The 16643-nt window shown below is 58.1% G+C and carries 13 protein-coding genes; 9 read left to right on the plus strand and 4 right to left on the minus strand.

The features are described from left to right. Window positions 1–123, plus strand: a 123-nt coding sequence (locus tag C7476_RS21565; RefSeq protein ID WP_147274705.1) for an NAD(P)(+) transhydrogenase (Re/Si-specific) subunit beta, incomplete at its 5' end; no start/stop codon positions are given. Between the two features lie 56 nt (window positions 124–179). After that, a complete protein-coding gene (locus tag C7476_RS21570) occupies window positions 180–953 on the plus strand; it encodes a fumarylacetoacetate hydrolase family protein (RefSeq protein ID WP_114431919.1) in 774 nt (257 codons plus the stop codon). A 110-nt stretch (window positions 954–1063) separates the two neighbouring features. Here the strand turns inward: C7476_RS21570 and sucD (C7476_RS21575) are convergent, their stop codons facing one another. From sucD (C7476_RS21575) to C7476_RS21595, 4 genes are all read right to left on the minus strand, one after another. Beyond that, a complete protein-coding gene (gene sucD / locus C7476_RS21575) occupies window positions 1064–1945 on the minus strand; it encodes a succinate--CoA ligase subunit alpha (protein WP_114431920.1) in 882 nt (293 codons plus the stop codon). Further along, on the minus strand, window positions 1942–3117 hold the full coding sequence (gene sucC, locus C7476_RS21580; protein WP_114431921.1) for an ADP-forming succinate--CoA ligase subunit beta: 1176 nt from the start codon (window positions 3115–3117) through the stop codon (window positions 1942–1944). Before sucC (C7476_RS21580) ends, sucD (C7476_RS21575) begins: the two co-directional genes overlap by 4 nt. 315 nt (window positions 3118–3432) lie before the next feature. Beyond that, a complete protein-coding gene (frc, locus tag C7476_RS21590) occupies window positions 3433–4710 on the minus strand; it encodes a formyl-CoA transferase (protein ID WP_114431923.1) in 1278 nt (425 codons plus the stop codon). A 95-nt stretch (window positions 4711–4805) separates the two neighbouring features. Then, window positions 4806–6560 carry a thiamine pyrophosphate-binding protein gene (locus tag C7476_RS21595; RefSeq protein WP_114431924.1) on the minus strand — a complete coding sequence of 585 codons (1755 nt, stop codon included), beginning with the start codon at window positions 6558–6560 and terminating at the stop codon, window positions 4806–4808. Window positions 6561–7023: 463 nt separating this feature from the next. Between C7476_RS21595 and C7476_RS28310 the strand changes: the two genes are divergently transcribed. From C7476_RS28310 to C7476_RS21625, 7 genes are all read left to right on the plus strand, one after another. Beyond that, window positions 7024–7161 (plus strand): hypothetical protein, encoded by a 138-nt coding sequence (locus C7476_RS28310; RefSeq protein ID WP_162702127.1) that lies wholly within the window; start codon window positions 7024–7026, stop codon window positions 7159–7161. A gap of 202 nt (window positions 7162–7363) precedes the next feature. Continuing rightward, window positions 7364–8656, plus strand: a complete 1293-nt coding sequence (gene oxlT, locus C7476_RS21600; protein WP_114432015.1) for an oxalate/formate MFS antiporter — start codon at window positions 7364–7366, stop codon at window positions 8654–8656. A gap of 239 nt (window positions 8657–8895) precedes the next feature. Further along, window positions 8896–11022: an acetate--CoA ligase family protein gene (locus tag C7476_RS21605; RefSeq protein ID WP_114432016.1), complete on the plus strand. Its 2127-nt coding sequence runs from the start codon at window positions 8896–8898 to the stop codon at window positions 11020–11022. Window positions 11023–11160: 138 nt separating this feature from the next. Further along, window positions 11161–12360 (plus strand): ADP-forming succinate--CoA ligase subunit beta, encoded by a 1200-nt coding sequence (gene sucC, locus C7476_RS21610; protein ID WP_114431925.1) that lies wholly within the window; start codon window positions 11161–11163, stop codon window positions 12358–12360. Continuing rightward, window positions 12360–13277 carry a succinate--CoA ligase subunit alpha gene (sucD, locus tag C7476_RS21615; RefSeq protein WP_114431926.1) on the plus strand — a complete coding sequence of 306 codons (918 nt, stop codon included), beginning with the start codon at window positions 12360–12362 and terminating at the stop codon, window positions 13275–13277. Before sucC (C7476_RS21610) ends, sucD (C7476_RS21615) begins: the two co-directional genes overlap by 1 nt. A 178-nt stretch (window positions 13278–13455) precedes the next feature. Continuing rightward, entirely contained in the window at window positions 13456–16128 is a 2673-nt protein-coding gene (locus tag C7476_RS21620) for a S10 family serine carboxypeptidase-like protein (protein ID WP_181872552.1), read from the plus strand. Window positions 16129–16139: 11 nt separating this feature from the next. Next, window positions 16140–16511 (plus strand): hypothetical protein, encoded by a 372-nt coding sequence (locus C7476_RS21625; protein WP_114431928.1) that lies wholly within the window; start codon window positions 16140–16142, stop codon window positions 16509–16511. The last annotated feature ends 132 nt before the right edge of the window (window positions 16512–16643 follow it).

Raw genomic sequence — 16643 nt, forward strand, 5'->3', positions numbered from 1 at the left:
CGCGGCATGGGTTCCGGTTATGCCGGCGTCGAGAACGAACTGTTCTTCCGCGACAACACCATGATGCTCTTCGCCGACGCCAAGAAAATGGTCGAGAATATCGTCAAGGCACTCGATCACTGACAACCGGCGGCGGCAGAAGAAAAGATCCGCACTTTGCAAAATGGAGGATAGACAAAATGGCTCAATGGGTACGATTTGACGATGAGGGCATGGAGGGCTTCGGCCTTCTGCAAGGTAAGGATATCGTCGTTTATCAAGGCAGCATGTTCGAGCAACCCATCGCCACCGACATGCGGCTGCCGCTTGCCTCGGTTCGCTTGCTGGCGCCTTGCGAGCCTTCCAAGATCATCGCGCTGTGGAACAATTTCCATCAGCTCGCCGCCAAACTCGATGTCGCGAAACCCGACGAGCCACTCTATCTTTTGAAGGCCCTGTCGAGTGTCGCGTCTCCGGAGGCTGTCGTCCGCCGCCCGCCTTCCTACACCGAACGCGTCGGCTATGAAGGCGAACTTGGCATCGTGATTGGCAAGCGCTGCAGCAATGCCTCGGAAAAGGAAGCCGCAGCCGCTATTTTCGGTTACACCTGTGTCAACGACCTGACGGCGAGTGACATCATCGCCCGCGACAAGACCTTTGCACAATGGGCCCGCGCCAAGAGCTTCGACGGTTTCTGTCCGTTCGGTCCGGTCATCGCCACCGATATCGATCCGACCGAATGCAGTGTCAAAACCGAGCTCAACGGCGCCCTGCGCCAGGATTATCCCTTGAGCGATATGATCTTTCCCCCGGCAATTCTTGTCAGCGCCCTGTCCAAGGACATGACGCTTGAGCCCGGCGATCTGATCTGCTGCGGCACGTCGCTCGGCGTCGGCTCGATAAAGGATCCGACCAACACTGTCCGCGTCACCATCGAGGGTATCGGCACCTTGTCGACCACATTCGTTCAGTAGGCCTAAAATGAGAGAATACCCGGAAGCCAAGGTTCCGGGTATTCTTCTATCAAACCGGCATTGGATGTTTCAGCGCTCTATCCAACTCCGGCCAGACACGTCATATTCTTTCAGGCCGCTGCGGCCATCGCCTCGCGGATGGTTTCGCCGACGAGATGCGGGCTCTTGGCGATAATCACGCCGGCATCCTTCAGCGCACTGATCTTGTTCCCGGCATCGCTGGCAGCACTTTGTGCAAAGGCACCGGCATGGCCCATGCGGCGTTCCGTCGGCGCATAACGGCCGACTACGAGCCCGACGACCGGTATCTCCGGTTTTATCCCGGCAAGAAACTCCGCCAGCTCCTGCTCTTCCGATCCACCGATCTCGCCGATCGCGATCACACCGCGCGTATCCTGGTCAGCAAGGAAAAGCTCCATGCAGTCGCGCATACTCAAGCCGTGAATGGCGTCACCGCCAATGCCGACTGTTGTCGACTGGCCCAGTCCCGCCGCACTTACCTGGGCGATAACCTCGCTGGTCAGCGATGCCGATCGCGACAGGATGCCGACGTGGCCCTTTCGCTCGCTGCCCGTTGCCATCACGCCGATCTTGCAGACGCCCGGCGAAAGGATGCCCTGCGAGTTTGGACCGACGAGAACCGTCGAGCTCTGCTTCAGCGCCGCGCGCACGCGCAACATGTCCTGTACAGGCACCCGCTCCGTCAGAGCCACGACAAGCGGCATACCTGCCTCGATGGCCTCGATCATTGCTGCGGCAGCGTTTTCCGGCGGCACGAAAATCATGCTGGCATTGGCGCCAGTCTCCTTCATCGCTTCTGCAACCTCGTCAAAGACCGGGAGGTTCAGATGGTAGGTTCCGCCCTTGCCGGGCGTGACGCCACCCACGATCCGGGTTCCATATTCCATCATGGCGGCCGAATAATGCGTTCCCGCCCAACCGGTCATGCCCTGGCAGATCACACGGGTGTTCTGATCAACGAGAATGGTCATGATCTTTCTCCATGCGCAGCGGAAACGGCGCGGTTGACTGCCGTCCACATGTCGGGACAGTCGATCACCTTGCAACCGAAATTGGCGAAGCGGAACCGGGCATATTCGGCATTGTTGCCCGCCAGACGAACGACGACGGGACACGAGCGGCCCGTGCGCCGCATCGCGATGCCAAGACCGTCGGCTATGGTATCGCAGGGCTGCATACCGCCCCCATGCACATTGACGAGAATCGAGCGCACGGCCGGATTGTTGAGGAGCAGCGTGAAACCATGCGCGACATCGAGGCTGGTGGCCGTCGTGCGGATATCCATGAAGTTTGCAGCGCTGCCATTGGCTGCACGCACCATGTCGAGCGTTGCGAGGCCAAGCCCTGCCCCATTAACCGCCAGACCGATATTGCCGTCCATCCGCAGGTAGTTGAGCCGGCGATTCTGCGCGACAAGCTCGATTTCATCGCCGTCATGCTCTTCGCGCAGGGCCACCAGCTCGGGATGCCGGAACAGCGCGTTGTCGTCGATAATCATCTTGACGTCGATCGCAACGAACTTGCCCTCGTCTGTCACCACCAACGGGTTGAGCTCGATGAGCGTTGCATCGAGTTCGACGAAGGCGAGGCGCAACTGATCGACAAGCGAAGCAAAGGTGGAGTGAAGGCCGGAACCAAGGCCAAGACGCTGGGCCAGGCCAGTCACGGCCGCTTTCTCCAGTGCATCTCCGGTACCGAGAGAAAGCCTCTCCAGACGGGTTTCGCCCGATTGGAGCCGCTGCTCGATATCCTCGCTTCCTTCAGCACCGGCAAGGATGGCAATTTCGGCCCTTGCGGCATCAACGAGCAACGATAAATAGAGGCTGCGGACAGGACGAACCGCCGTTTCGATCAACACCCTGTTGACGCGGCAACCCGCGGGTCCCGTCTGTTCGGTTATGAGAGTGCGCCCCAGCATCGCGGCCGCAGCGGCTTCGACCTCGCCTGCAGATGAGACCAGACGAACGCCGCCTGCAAGGCCACGGCCTCCCGCCAGAACCTGCGATTTCACGGCGATCCTGTCCACGCCCAAAGCCTCTGCTGCTTCGCGGGCCTCTCCGGGGGTCAGCGCCACCCGGCCTTCGGGGACATTGATGCCTCTGATGGATAAGAGTGCTTTCGACTGAAACTCATGAAGCTTCATAGCCGCCTCCTCCCTGAAGCGATTAGGCTGATGTGCGGCGGGGCTTGCGCCGTGAGCCGCACTTGTCGTCAAGCGACTGGAATACATAATGCCAGTAAAAACACATGCTGTCAATCCGTAGCCGGATTAAGATTGCTGCACAAACAACATCACGCACGTTGTTTGAAAAGCAATGGAGGTCTGTTGATATCCATGTCAGGCGAGTCGAAAACGGTGGTTTTCGAGCCCCGGAGCGCAGCGTACATTTGGTACGTGAGCACCGGAGCGCAGAAAAACGCCGTTTGCAGGCCGCCATGGCGTGAATATCGACAGACCCTACTCGGCAGCGAGTTGCTGCGGAGTTCCGAGTGCACCGCTTTTCTGCAGTTCGTCGATCGTCCGCTCATCGAACCTAAGAACGTCGCGCAGGATTTCGTCCGTGTGCTCTCCCAAGAGCGGGGAACGCGTAACGTCTGTCGGACTGTCGGAAAGCTTGATGGGGTTACCAACCGAAAGATAGTTGCCGCGCTCCGGATGCTCCACCTCGACGATCGTGCCCGTAGCTCTCAGCGATTGGTCTTCGGCGATCTCTTTCATCGACAGGATAGGACCGCACGGGATGTCCCTGTCGTTGAGGATTGCCATCGCCTCGAACTTGTCCTTGGTCATCGTCCATTCCTCGATGCGGGCAAAAATCGCGTTGAGGCGCGGCAGACGGGCCACAGGTTTTGCATAATCGGGATGGGTCTTCCATTCCGGCTCGCCGATCACGTCGCAAATCGCCTCCCACACCGGCGCCTGGGTAATGAAGTAGATATAGGCGTTGGGGTCTGTCTCCCAGCCCTTGCACTTCAGGATGCGCCCGGGCTGGCCGCCGCCCGAGTCATTGCCGGCGCGGGGCACGCTCTCGCCGAACTCGATACCCTCGCCATATTGGCTGTATTCGTTCAACGGACCATGTGCCAGCCGTTGCTGGTCCCGCAGCTTGACGCGGCACAGATTGAGAACGCCATCCTGCATTGCTGCCGAGACTTTCTGGCCGCGCCCTGTCTTGGTGCGTTGGAAAAGCGCCGTGACAATGCCGAGGCAAAGATGCAGACCTGTGCCGGAATCGCCGATCTGTGCTCCGGTAACCAGCGGCAAACCATCGCGGAAGCCTGTCGTCGAGGCCGCACCGCCGGTGCATTGCGCGACGTTTTCGTAAACCTTGCAGTCCTGATAGGGACCGGGGCCGAATCCCTTGATCGACGCAACGATCATTGCCGGATTGAGTTCCTGGACACGCTCCCACGTGAACCCCATGCGATCGAGCGCACCCGGAGCGAAATTCTCCACCAGCACATCGCAATTTTTGATCAGTTCTTCCAAAACGGCCTTCCCGCTCTGGTTCTTGGTATCGAGCGTGATCGAACGTTTGTTGTGATTGAGCATGGTGAAATAGAGGCTATCCACCTCGGGGACGTCGCGCAGCTGGCCGCGCGTAATATCACCAACTCCCGGGCGCTCGACCTTGATGACATCGGCACCAAACCAGGCAAGAAGCTGTGTGCATGTCGGCCCAGACTGAACATGGGTGAAATCCAGGATGCGAACACCCTCCAAAGCTTTCGTCATTCTTTTCTTCCCTTTTTCTGGCGCGGAACTTGTTCCTTCGTTCTGCTCTCTGTCGATTGGAGCCGGCGGCCCTTATGACCGCCGGGCTTTTGTCGTTATTTGTACATCGTCTGGTTTTTGGTCCCGGGCGCATACTCATTCGGATCGACCCAGATATTGACGACCGCCGACCGGCCCGTCTTGGCTATGGCCTCGCGGGCGCGCAGCAGCGCCGGCTGAATTTCGGACGCTTCGCGAACCTCCTCGCCATGATTGCCGAGCATGTGCGCGAATTTGGAGAACTCGACGTCGCCAAGCTTGTTCCCGACATTGCCGCGTTCCTCGCCATATTTTGCAACCTGGCCATAACGGATCTGGTTCATCGAGGAGTTGTTGCCGATAACCGCAAGATAAGGCGCGTTGAACCGGTCACAGGTTTCCATGTCGAAGGCCGTCATCGAGAACGCGCCGTCACCATAATAGCAAAGCACTTCCTTTTGCGGATGAGCCAGCTTGGCTCCAAGCGCGAAACCTGTCCCGACGCCCAGCGAACCAAGCGCACCGGGATCCATCCACTGGCCTGGATTGCGCGGGCGCACTGCCTGAGCCGAGATGGTCACCACGTCGCCGCCATCGCCGATGTAGATCGTATCCTCGCCGAGGAACTCGTTGAGCTCGTATGCAACACGGTAAGGATGGATCGGGCTTTGGTCCGACTTGAGAAGCGGCAGCACCTTCTCATAGGCGATGACTTCCTGCTGCTCGAGCGTCTTCATCCACTCGCGGCGTGCCTGGCGCTTGCCCTTGTCGATCCGGGCGGATGCGGCCTGCAGGACCGCCGAAAGTATGGCGCCCGGATGGCCAACCAGACCCAGATCGATATCGCGGTTCTTGCCGACGGTGCGATAATCCTGATCGATCTGCACCAGGGTAAGGTCCTTGGAAATCCGCTTGCCGTAGCCCATGCGGAAATCGAACGGCGTGCCGATTACCACGATCACATCGGCATTGTTGAATGCAAAGCCGCGTGTGCGGTCGAAGTGATGAGGGTCACCAATCGGCAGTGTGCCGCGGCTTGCGCCGTTGAAGTAGCCGGGAATATCCAGCCCGCGTAGCAGCTCGACCGCAGCCTGCGTGCTGCCCGACGTGAAGACCTGCTGACCGAATAGAACTGCCGGGCGTTCGGCGTTGACCAGAACATCAGCCAGTTTTTCGATATCCGCGGGATCGCCGATTGAATATGTCGAAGCCCTGTATTTGCCCGGCTGCGGTATGACGGCCTTTTCAATAGGGATTTCGCGGTCCAGAACATCACGCGGAATTTCCAGATAGGAAGGTCCGGACGCACCGGAGAAACACTCTCGCGCCGCCATCGAAATCATATCGGCAATACGTTCGGTCGATGAAACACAGGCAGCAAACTTCGTGATCGGCGTCATCATATCGACATGCGGCAGATCCTGCAGTGAGCCCATCTTGTGCTGGGTCAAGGCGCCCTGCCCGCCAATATGAAGCACCGGGCTTTCCGAGCGGAACGCCGTGGCGATACCAGTCACCGCATTGGTGCAGCCTGGACCCGCCGTCGTGACAACGCAGCCCATCTTGCCTGTCTGGCGGGCATAACCATCGGCCGCATGAGCGGCGACCTGCTCATGGCGCACATCGATAATTCGGATGCCTTCATCGATGCATCCGTCGTAGATGTCGATGATGTGGCCGCCGCAAAGCGTGAAGATAGTGTCGACGCCTTCATTCTTCAGCGCCCGCGCCACCAGATGGCCGCCGGACACCACGCTCCCGTCGCGTACCTTCCGCTTCAATGTGTCTTCAGCCGTTGATGTGGCCTTCTCAACCTTTGTGACGATTGTCATGAACGTCTTTCCTCCTATTGAATTTTTGTCGTCTCTTATCGTTGGCGCTTGGCCGTCCGCCTTAACGCTCGTTGAGATCGATGGGCCCTGTCTTCCCCCTGCCCCCGGATTGCCGCCTCAAGACGCAACCAGCGGAGACAGTCGAAAGAGAAGAGCCGGATTTACAAAGTCCGCACCGCTTCCCTACCCGTGTGTCGGGTCAGTTAAAGTCCTCTTGCAGAATTTCTGGCATAATAAATACCATAAGTCAAACACCCTTCTTAAAGATAATCGCCGAGCGGGAAAAACCGGTTGAGGGCCGTAAAAAACATAGAAACAAAAGGGCTGCCCGAGGCGTTATAAGGGTGTGCAGTGCACAACCTATGCAAAAATGGGATGCTGATATGCATCTGGCGCCGTTGCGAACTGGGATATGGTATGCCAGATAAGAGCCATCTTAAACGGTAAACAGGAGTGTCAAATCATGCCGGCACGTGCAGAAATAGCCAATTCAGCCGATCGTACCGCCCGCCGCGGTATCATCGAGACGATTCTTGCCTTCCTCGACAGCGTTGCACGCACAAATGCACGCAACAAAAATAACGAACCGTTCGGCCTTTAATCGCTGAAAAGTTACTTTTCCTCCCCTTAAACGGCTGCCGGATCACCTCCAGCGGCCGTTTAACATTTTGAATACATTCAGTTTTTACAAAAGTTGTAGAGCAATACAAGCTTGGCTCTTGTCTTTTGGTATAACAGATACCAGTATGTCTCGATCAGCGCATGGCATTATAGCTACATAAAAGGCGTAGAAAGGGATGAACATGACTCAAGCGGTAAAAGAGGAGTTCCGCTCGCGGCAGGTCAGCGACGGATTCAGATGGATACAGTTGGCAATTGGCGTGATCTGTATGGTCATGATCGCCAACCTGCAATATGGCTGGACGTTCTTTGTTCCGGAAATTACCAAACAATTCGGTTGGGGGCGTGCGGAAATTCAATGGGCTTTCACGCTCTTCGTCCTGTTCGAAACATGGCTGGTTCCCATCGAGGGCTGGTTCGTCGATAAATACGGCCCGAAGATCGTCATCATTTTCGGCGGGGTGCTCTGCGCCATCGGGTGGGTGATCAATTCACAAGCCGAAACCCTGTTTGCATTCTACATCGGCCAGATTGTTGCCGGTATCGGCGCGGGCGCGGTCTACGGTACCTGCGTGGGCAATGCATTGAAATGGTTCCCCGATCGGCGCGGCCTTGCAGCGGGCATCACGGCAGCCGGATTTGGCGCGGGATCCGCACTGACGGTCTGGCCCATCCAGGCCACGATCGCGAACTATGGCTTCCAGAGTGCTTTCCTGACCTTCGGCATCGGCCAAGGCGTTGTTATCGTTATCCTTGCGTTCTTCCTGCTGGCCCCGAAGCCAGGTCAGGTGCCGGAACCGACAAACAAGGGCCCGATCATCCAGAGTCGCCGGCAGTACTTGCCGTCTGAAGTGGTCAAGCACCCTATTTTCTGGCTCATGTATGCCATGTTCGTTGCGGTGGGTGCCGGTGGCCTCGTTGTAACGGCCAATCTTGCACCGATGGCCAAGGATTTCGGTGTTGCGGATATTCCGATGTGGCTGGGCATACCGGCTCTTACACTGGCTGCTACCCTCGACCGTCTTCTCAATGGCCTGACGCGACCCTTCTGCGGCTGGGTGTCGGACAAGATAGGGCGCGAGAACACCATGTTCATCGCCTTCGGTATTGAGGCGATCGGTATCTACATGCTCTATCTCTACGCGGGCAATCCGGTGATGTTCGTCATCCTCAGCGGTTTGGTGTTCTTTGCCTGGGGCGAAATCTATTCTCTGTTCCCGTCAACCTGCACCGATACATTCGGCTCCAAATTTGCAGCCACCAATGCGGGACTGCTCTACACCGCCAAAGGTACAGCAGCGCTTCTCGTCCCATTTGGCACCGCGATGGCGGCAGATGGCAACTGGAACTCGGTGTTTATCATCGGCGTCGTCCTGAATGGCGCTGCAGCCCTTCTGGCTCTGTTCGTACTCAAGCCATGGCGTGCGGGCATTATTCGCAGGACGGAAGAAAACGTTCTGCAGCCTGCCCAGTAATATCCCGACAGCATTCGCCTGGGCTGGATGATCCAGCCCAGGCATTCAGCTTCAGACACTCAATCAGCATCGAAGCAAACAGCTACCAACCAGAGATCAGGACTTGACAGTACTTTTTCTGGTATACAATATGCCAACGTGGGCGGCAAAGACAACTCTACCAGTACGCCCCGCTGGCAAACCAGGCCACATCAATGCCGCTGTCACCGGGAGTGCACGCGGCCATCACGGAGGAAATCATGCTCGATAAAACCGTTGTCCGTAACGTACTGGAAGCGGCGCGGGCCGAAGGCCGCCAGGCACTCACCGCACCCGAAGGCAAGCTTATTTGCGATGCCTATGGCATAGCAGTTCCGCAGGAGGGCGTTGCCATAAGCGCCGGGGAAGCCGCCTCGCTTGCATCGTCCATGGGCTTTCCGGTGGTCATGAAGATCGTCTCTCCGGATATCCTGCACAAGACCGAAGCAGGCGGCGTTATCGTCGGCGTCAAATCTGCCGAGGAAGCCAGGGCCAGTTTCGACAAGATCATCGCCAATGCGCAAGCCTATAAGGCCGATGCGGAAATCGTCGGCGTGCAGGTCCAGCAAATGCTGACCGGCGGCCTCGAAGTCATTATCGGAGCGGTAACCGACGACAGCTTCGGCAAGCTCGTTGCCTTTGGCCTTGGCGGCGTTCTCGTCGAAGTCCTGAAGGACATCACCTTCCGTCTTGCACCGGTGACGCACGACGAAGCCCTGTCGATGCTCGACAGTATCCAGGCAGCGGAAATGTTGAAGGGCGTGCGCGGCGGTGAGCCGGTCAATCGTATCGCGCTTGCCGATATGATTGTGCAGGTCTCCAAGCTTGTCGACGACTATCCGGAAATCTCCGAACTCGATCTCAACCCGGTTTTCGCCACCAGGGAAGGCGCGATCGCCGCCGACGTGCGCATCGTCATCGATTACGATCAGGCCAAGCCCCGTCACCGTCCGAGCCAGGACGAAATCCTCAAATCCATGAACCGCATCATGCGCCCGAAGGCGGTAGCCGTGATCGGCGCTTCGGCAGAGGATGGCAAGATCGGCAATTCGGTGATGAAGAACCTCATCAACGGCGGCTACAAGGGGCAGATCTATCCGATCCATCCGAAGGCCGAAGAGATCCTCGGCTACAAGACCTACAAGAGCGTCAAGGATGTGCCGGGCGATATCGATACGGCTGTCTTTGCCATTCCCGCCAAACTGGTTGCCGGCGCTCTTGCCGAATGCGGCGAGAAGAAAATTCCCGGCGCAGTCCTCATCCCCTCGGGCTTCGCTGAAGCCGGAGAACCGGAACTGCAGGACGAAATCGTCAAGATCGGCCGCAAATACAATATCCGCCTGATGGGCCCGAACATCTACGGCTTCTACTACACGCCGGAAAATCTCTGCGCGACATTCTGCACGGCCTACGACGTCAAGGGCTCGGCGGCATTGTCGTCACAGTCCGGCGGCATCGGTATGGCGATCATCGGCTTCTCCCGCTCGGCCAAGATGGGCGTGTCGGCGATTGTCGGTCTCGGCAACAAGTCGGATATCGACGAGGACGACCTGCTCACCTTCTTCGAGCAGGATGACAATACGCGCATCATCGCCCAGCATCTCGAGGATCTGAAAGACGGCCGTGCCTTTGCCGAAGCGGCAAAACGCGTCTCCCAGAAGAAGCCTATCGTCGTCCTCAAAGCGGGGCGCACCTCCGCCGGTGCCAAAGCGGCCTCGTCCCATACGGGCGCGCTTGCCGGTAACGACAAGATCTACGAGGACGTGTTCAAGCAGGTCGGCGTCATCCGCGCCCGCTCGCTGCGGCAGCTCCTCGAATTCGCCCGCGGCATCCCGGTCATGCCAACGCCGAAGGGAGAAAATGTCGTCATCATCACCGGCGCGGGAGGCTCGGGCGTGCTTCTCTCCGATGCCTGCGTCGACAATGGCCTCAGTCTCATGGCAATGCCGGACGATCTGGATGCGGCCTTCCGCAAGTTCATTCCGCCCTTCGGTGCCGCGGGCAATCCCGTCGACATCACCGGCGGCGAACCGCCCCTCACCTACAAGAATACGGTCAAACTCGGCCTCGAGGACGATCGCATCCACGCGCTGATCCTCGGTTACTGGCACACGATCGTGACCCCGCCGATGGTCTTTGCCAAGCTCATGGTCGAGGTGAAGGAAGAGATGGCAGCCAGGGGCATCGAGAAGCCGATGGTTGCGTCGCTTGCCGGCGATGTCGAAGTCGAAGAGGCTGCCGAATATCTCTATCAGCATGGCATCCCCGCCTATGCCTATTCGACCGAGCTACCAGTCGAGGTGCTGGGAGCGAAGTACAAGTGGGCTAGAGGTGCAGGTCTGCTCTAGAGCAATTCCAGGAAAAGTGGGAACCGGTTTTCCGTCCGGAATTGCGTAAAAACAAATACCTCCCCGCCGGGGCCCTGGCGCAAGCCAGGGTCTGGTGCCCTCATAAAATTTATCACTCTCAAGGAGGACGCTTCTCCAATGCATATTCATGAGTATCAGGCCAAGGGTGTACTGAAGTCCTTTGGTGTGCCTGTCCCGGAAGGCTATCTGGCTGTGGACATCGAAGGGGCCGGCGAAATGGCTGCAAGGCTTCCTGGTCCGGTCTTTGTCGTCAAATCGCAAATTCATGCCGGCGGTCGCGGCAAGGGTTCGTTCAAGGAACTGGGCGAAGGTGCAAAGGGCGGTGTCCGCCTTGCCCGTTCGATTGCGGAAGTTCGCGAACATGCCGCTGAGATGCTCGGCAATACATTGGTGACGATCCAGACCGGCCCTTCAGGCAAACAGGTCAACCGTCTCTATGTCGAGGACGGATCGCAGATCGAGAAGGAATTCTACCTCTCGCTTCTTGTCGACCGCGCAACCAGCCGCGTTTCGTTCGTTGTCTCCACCGAAGGCGGCATGGACATCGAAACCATCGCGCACGACACGCCGGAAAAAATCCTGACGTTCTCGGTCGATCCCGCAACGGGTATCTTGCCCCATCATGGCCGCGCCGTTGCCAAGGCGCTGGAACTTGACGGCGATCTCGCCAAACAGGCGCATACACTCGTTGCAAAACTCTATACCGCGTTCACTGCCAAAGACATGGAGATGCTCGAGATCAATCCGCTGATCGTCTCGAAGGACGGCCAGCTGAAATGCCTCGACGCCAAGGTCAGCTTCGACTCCAACGCCCTCGCCCGTCATCTCGACATTTTCGAAATGCGTGATGAGAGCGAAGAGGACGCCAAGGAGATAGAAGCGTCGAAATACGACCTCTCCTATATCACGCTCGACGGCAGCATCGGCTGCATGGTCAACGGCGCCGGCCTTGCCATGGCGACAATGGACATCATCAAGTTCTACGGCGCAGAACCGGCCAACTTTCTTGATGTCGGCGGTGGCGCCACCGCGGAGAAGGTTGCCGCGGCATTCAAGATCATCACTGCCGATCCGAATGTAAAAGGCATTCTCATCAACATCTTCGGCGGCATCATGCGCTGCGACGTGATCGCGGAAGGCGTGATCACGGCCGTCAAGGAAGTGGGGCTGACGGTACCGCTCGTTGTTCGCCTTGAAGGCACCAATGTGAATGAGGGCAAGAAGATCATCGCAGCATCGGGGTTGAACGTCATCCCGGCTGACGATCTCGACGATGCCGCCCAGAAGATCGTCAATGCAGTCGGAGGCTTGAACTGATGTCGATACTGATCAACAAGAACACCCGTCTCCTCTGTCAGGGCTTTACCGGCAAGACCGGCACCTTCCACAGCGAACAGGCGATCAAATATGGGACCCACATGGTCGGCGGCACCTCCCCCGGCAAAGGCGGAACCTCACATCTCGGTCTGCCCGTCTTCGACACGGTAGCGGAAGCACGTGAAGCGACCGGAGCTGACGCCTCGGTTATTTACGTGCCGCCTTTCGGCGCGGCCGACGCTATCTGTGAGGCGATCCAGGCGGAAATTCCGCTGATCGTCTGTATTACCGAAGGTATTCCGGTTCTCGACATGCAGCGTGTCAAACGAGCATTGAGCGGTTCGAAATCGCGACTGATTGGCCCCAACTGCCCGGGCATCATGACTGTCGATGAATGCAAGATCGGGATCATGCCCGGCTCCATCTTCCGCAAAGGGTCTGTCGGCATCGTGTCGCGCTCGGGTACGCTGACCTATGAGGCAGTATTCCAGACCTCGCAACAGGGTCTTGGCCAGACCACCGCAGTCGGCATCGGTGGCGATCCCATCAAGGGCACCGAGTTCATCGATGTGCTGGAGATGTTCCTCGCCGATCCCACGACGGAATCAATCGTGATGATCGGAGAAATCGGCGGCTCGGCAGAAGAAGAAGCCGCGCAATTCCTCGCCGATGAGGCAAGACGCGGACGCTCGAAGCCAACGGTCGGGTTCATTGCGGGTCGCACGGCACCTCCGGGACGGCGCATGGGCCATGCCGGCGCCATCATCTCCGGCGGCAAAGGTGGCGCAGAAGATAAAATCAGCGCCATGGAAGCGGCTGGCATCCGGATCGCCTCTACACCGGCGCGTCTTGGCACCACGCTGGTCGAGCTTCTGAATGAGCGCTCGGTGTCTCCACGCCTGTCGGCAACCGGTTGATGGATCGAGCGCCGGATCGAACCGCCATGTCGCTTGAAAAACTCTGTGGCGGCGGCTTATTGGAGCCGAACGCCGCAGAAATATGCATTTCCTGCCCATGATTAAACTTTAGGCGAATTGTCGAATGCCGCAGAAGCTGAAAGGGTTGTGTGCAATTGTAATCAGGATTTTGCACCCGATGAATTTTCGCTTTTTGCTGCTTTTGGCAGCGCTCGGCCTCAGCGCCTGCAGTGGCTCCGGTTCTTCCGATTCCTCGACAAAAGCTACGAGCACGTTCGATGCCGAGACGGCTGTGGCACAGGCGAAGCTCGACGGGCTCAACGCGGAGATCGGTCAAAAGATTGCGGTTTTGACCGCCGCCGGAACCAAACTCACCGAAACCGAACAGGCAGATGCGGCGCTCGGCGCCAAAACCCGCGACGCCGAAGAAAAACTGGCCGGGCTGCTGGTCGAGGCGGCCGCCAAGACAAAGGATGTCGAAACGGCAGGCGCGACGCTCAAAGACCGGCGGGACGAACTTGCAGGCCTCGAGGGGCCGGACGGCAGGATCGAGACACTGAACCGGCAAATCGCCGGCCTCGAGGAGACGCGCGATGGGCTTGCCGGCGTCAAGGACGGCGTTTCGGGCGAGATTGCCACACTGAAAATTGAACGTGACGATCTGCAAAAGCGGCTGCTTGAGCTGAAGGGCGATCCGGACGGCGCGAATGACGAGAAAAAGCTGGGCACGATCAAACTGGCCGAAAAGGAGCTGTCGGCCCGCACAGACGAACTCATTGCCCTGACGGGGAATCCGAAAGATCCGACAAAACCCGGCACGATCAAGCTGGCGATGGCCGAATTGGCCACATATAAGGGCAAGGACGGGCTGATCGAGAAGGCCGAGGCAGAACTTGCACGCCTCGACAAGCTGAAGGACGCCGCACTCGATGATACCAAGGCAGCAAAACTCGACGCCGCGCATATCCGCAGCGACAGTTTGATCGAGACGGGACGGTTTGCCGAGGCGGCGAAAGTCCTCGAGGCCGCGGGCCTGACAACGGACGGCGCATCGCTTCGTGTCGTCGAGGCTTTCGTCAAGGATGGCAAGATCATCGAGGCAGCGGGCGAATTGACGAAGCTCGCGCCGCGCAAATCCGTGGCGGCGCTCTACACCCGCGCCGGCATGGACGAGGAGGCCTACAAGCTCTACGCGCCGCCGGATTATGTGCTTGTGGACAACACGCACTATAGCGGCTCTGCGGGCGCCAAGCTCACCGCTGCCGTCGATGAGAAGCCTTCGGTCAAACGCCAAAAGATGACGCTGAACGGCAAGACGGTCTGGTTTACGGCGTCGGCCGGGCACCTTACCGCTTTTGCCAAGAATCCCGAAAAGCGGAGCGCGCAAGCCTCGATCTTCTACACCGCCTATACGCGCGACGATCTGCCGAAGGCGGATCGTCCGGTCACCTTCTTCTTCAACGGCGGGCCGGGCGCCTCATCGGTCTATCTGCATCTCGCTTCGTGGGCGCCGAAACATGTCGTCATCGATGCCCTCAACGTACCGGACGCATGGGCCAACGGCCGTCCGCAGGCATTCGACTTCATCGAGAGCCAGGAATCCCTGATAGACAAGACCGATCTCGTCTTTGTAGATATCGTCCCAGGCACCGGATTTTCGCAAGCCATTGCCCCGCATACCAACCAGAAGTTCTGGGATACCAGCAAAGATGTCGATCTTTCCCGGCAGTTCATCACCCGCTATATCAATTTCAATCGTCGGCAGGAATCGCCCAAATATCTCTATGGCGAATCCTATGGTGGCGGCATCCGCGTGCCCAAGCTTACTCAAGCTTTGGTAGATGCCGGGACCACTGGCTACGAGACAGTCGCGGCAGTCGACAAATCCAGATTCAAGGTGCTCACCGGGGCGGTGTTCCATTCGCCAGCCTTCGACTACAGCAGCATGGGTCAGGTCGTAGGGGCCTTTCCCACCTTCGCCATGGTCGCTGACGCGCTGGGTAAATCAACCGCGCGGGCCAAGCAAACATCGGATGTGGACTACGCCGAAACGCTGCGGGGCATCGCCACACAATATTCCGCAGAAGCCGAGTTTACCGCATCGTCCTATACCGGTCTTCCGGATCGCATACCTGAGGATTACTGGGGACTGTTTTTCAAGGGGTATATGGAGCAGTTGATGCCCAGCTATAGTTTCAATGCGTATGATGGGAGAATGCACGTCAAACTAGAAACAGTATCTTTCGACATACCCCCGCAACGATTGGCGGACGTATCCCCCCAAATGTTTTTGAACAGACCCAAGCCATTGTCGTATGATTTCAATTTCTTCGAAGAAGACGCTCTTTACAACCGGATCACCACCCACCTTCCAGAATACATGAACTACAAGTCAAAGTCGCACTACATCAATGTGTCCTGGCAAACGACGGATCCGGTTCAAGACAAGGGACCAGAGGTGGCATTCGAGCTATGGAAAGGCCGCGATGGTGCAAGCGGCTTACGAAACATTGTAGCCGCCATTGGCATGGATCCCTCGCTCAAGCTTTTGACCGTGCATGGGTATCACGACACGGTAACGCCGTTCCGCCGCTCCGAACTCGATCTCAAGGGTGTGATCATTGACGCGGCAACAAATCGCACCTTGCTTGACCGGGTTCCGGTCAAGAACTTCGTTGGCGGCCACATGATCTATTACGCGCAGGAATCGCGCAAGCCGCTGAAGAGGACGCTCGACGAATTCTACGATGCGCCGCCCTATGGCACGGGGCCGACAATTGTCAAAGCCCGCGATCTCGTCGCTGCCGCGCCGGTGCAGCGTGCACCTGTCCCAGCCGTAGCCCTGCATTAGGAGAGCGATCCATGACCATTTCACGTACCATCATCATCGCGCTTCTCTTGACCGCAACGGCCGGGTCAGTTCATGCTGGCGATCGTATTTGGGACCCGGTACCTGGAGCCAAACCGCAAAAGCAGGATGCGGCTTCGATCCAGAAGTTGCTTGACCAGGAACTGCGGGCCAAATTCGACGCGGCGGCGAAGTCCAATCACCTTCTGACGGCTCAGGCCGCTAGCGACGCCGGCTTGGGCTTCGTCGCCGATCATTTTGTACAGATCGACAGCAATCATGATGGTTATGCCAGTTTCGATGACGTGCAGACTTTCTTCGATGGCCGCTCGCCCTTGCCCGCCGCCAGAGCAAGGGTTGCGGCGAAAGTGCAGGTGGTGGAGTAAGTCACTCAAGAACGATGCCAGAACGGCCGCGTGTTTGTGACAATTCGTCAGCGGTATTGGGTCCGAAACCCCGTATATCTGCCTGAGACGGCAAGAAGATGCGCGGAGAAGCGTGATGAGCGGGACGAGCCA

The sequence above is a fragment of the Phyllobacterium bourgognense genome (assembly GCF_003337575.1).
GTDB lineage: Bacteria > Pseudomonadota > Alphaproteobacteria > Rhizobiales > Rhizobiaceae > Phyllobacterium > Phyllobacterium bourgognense.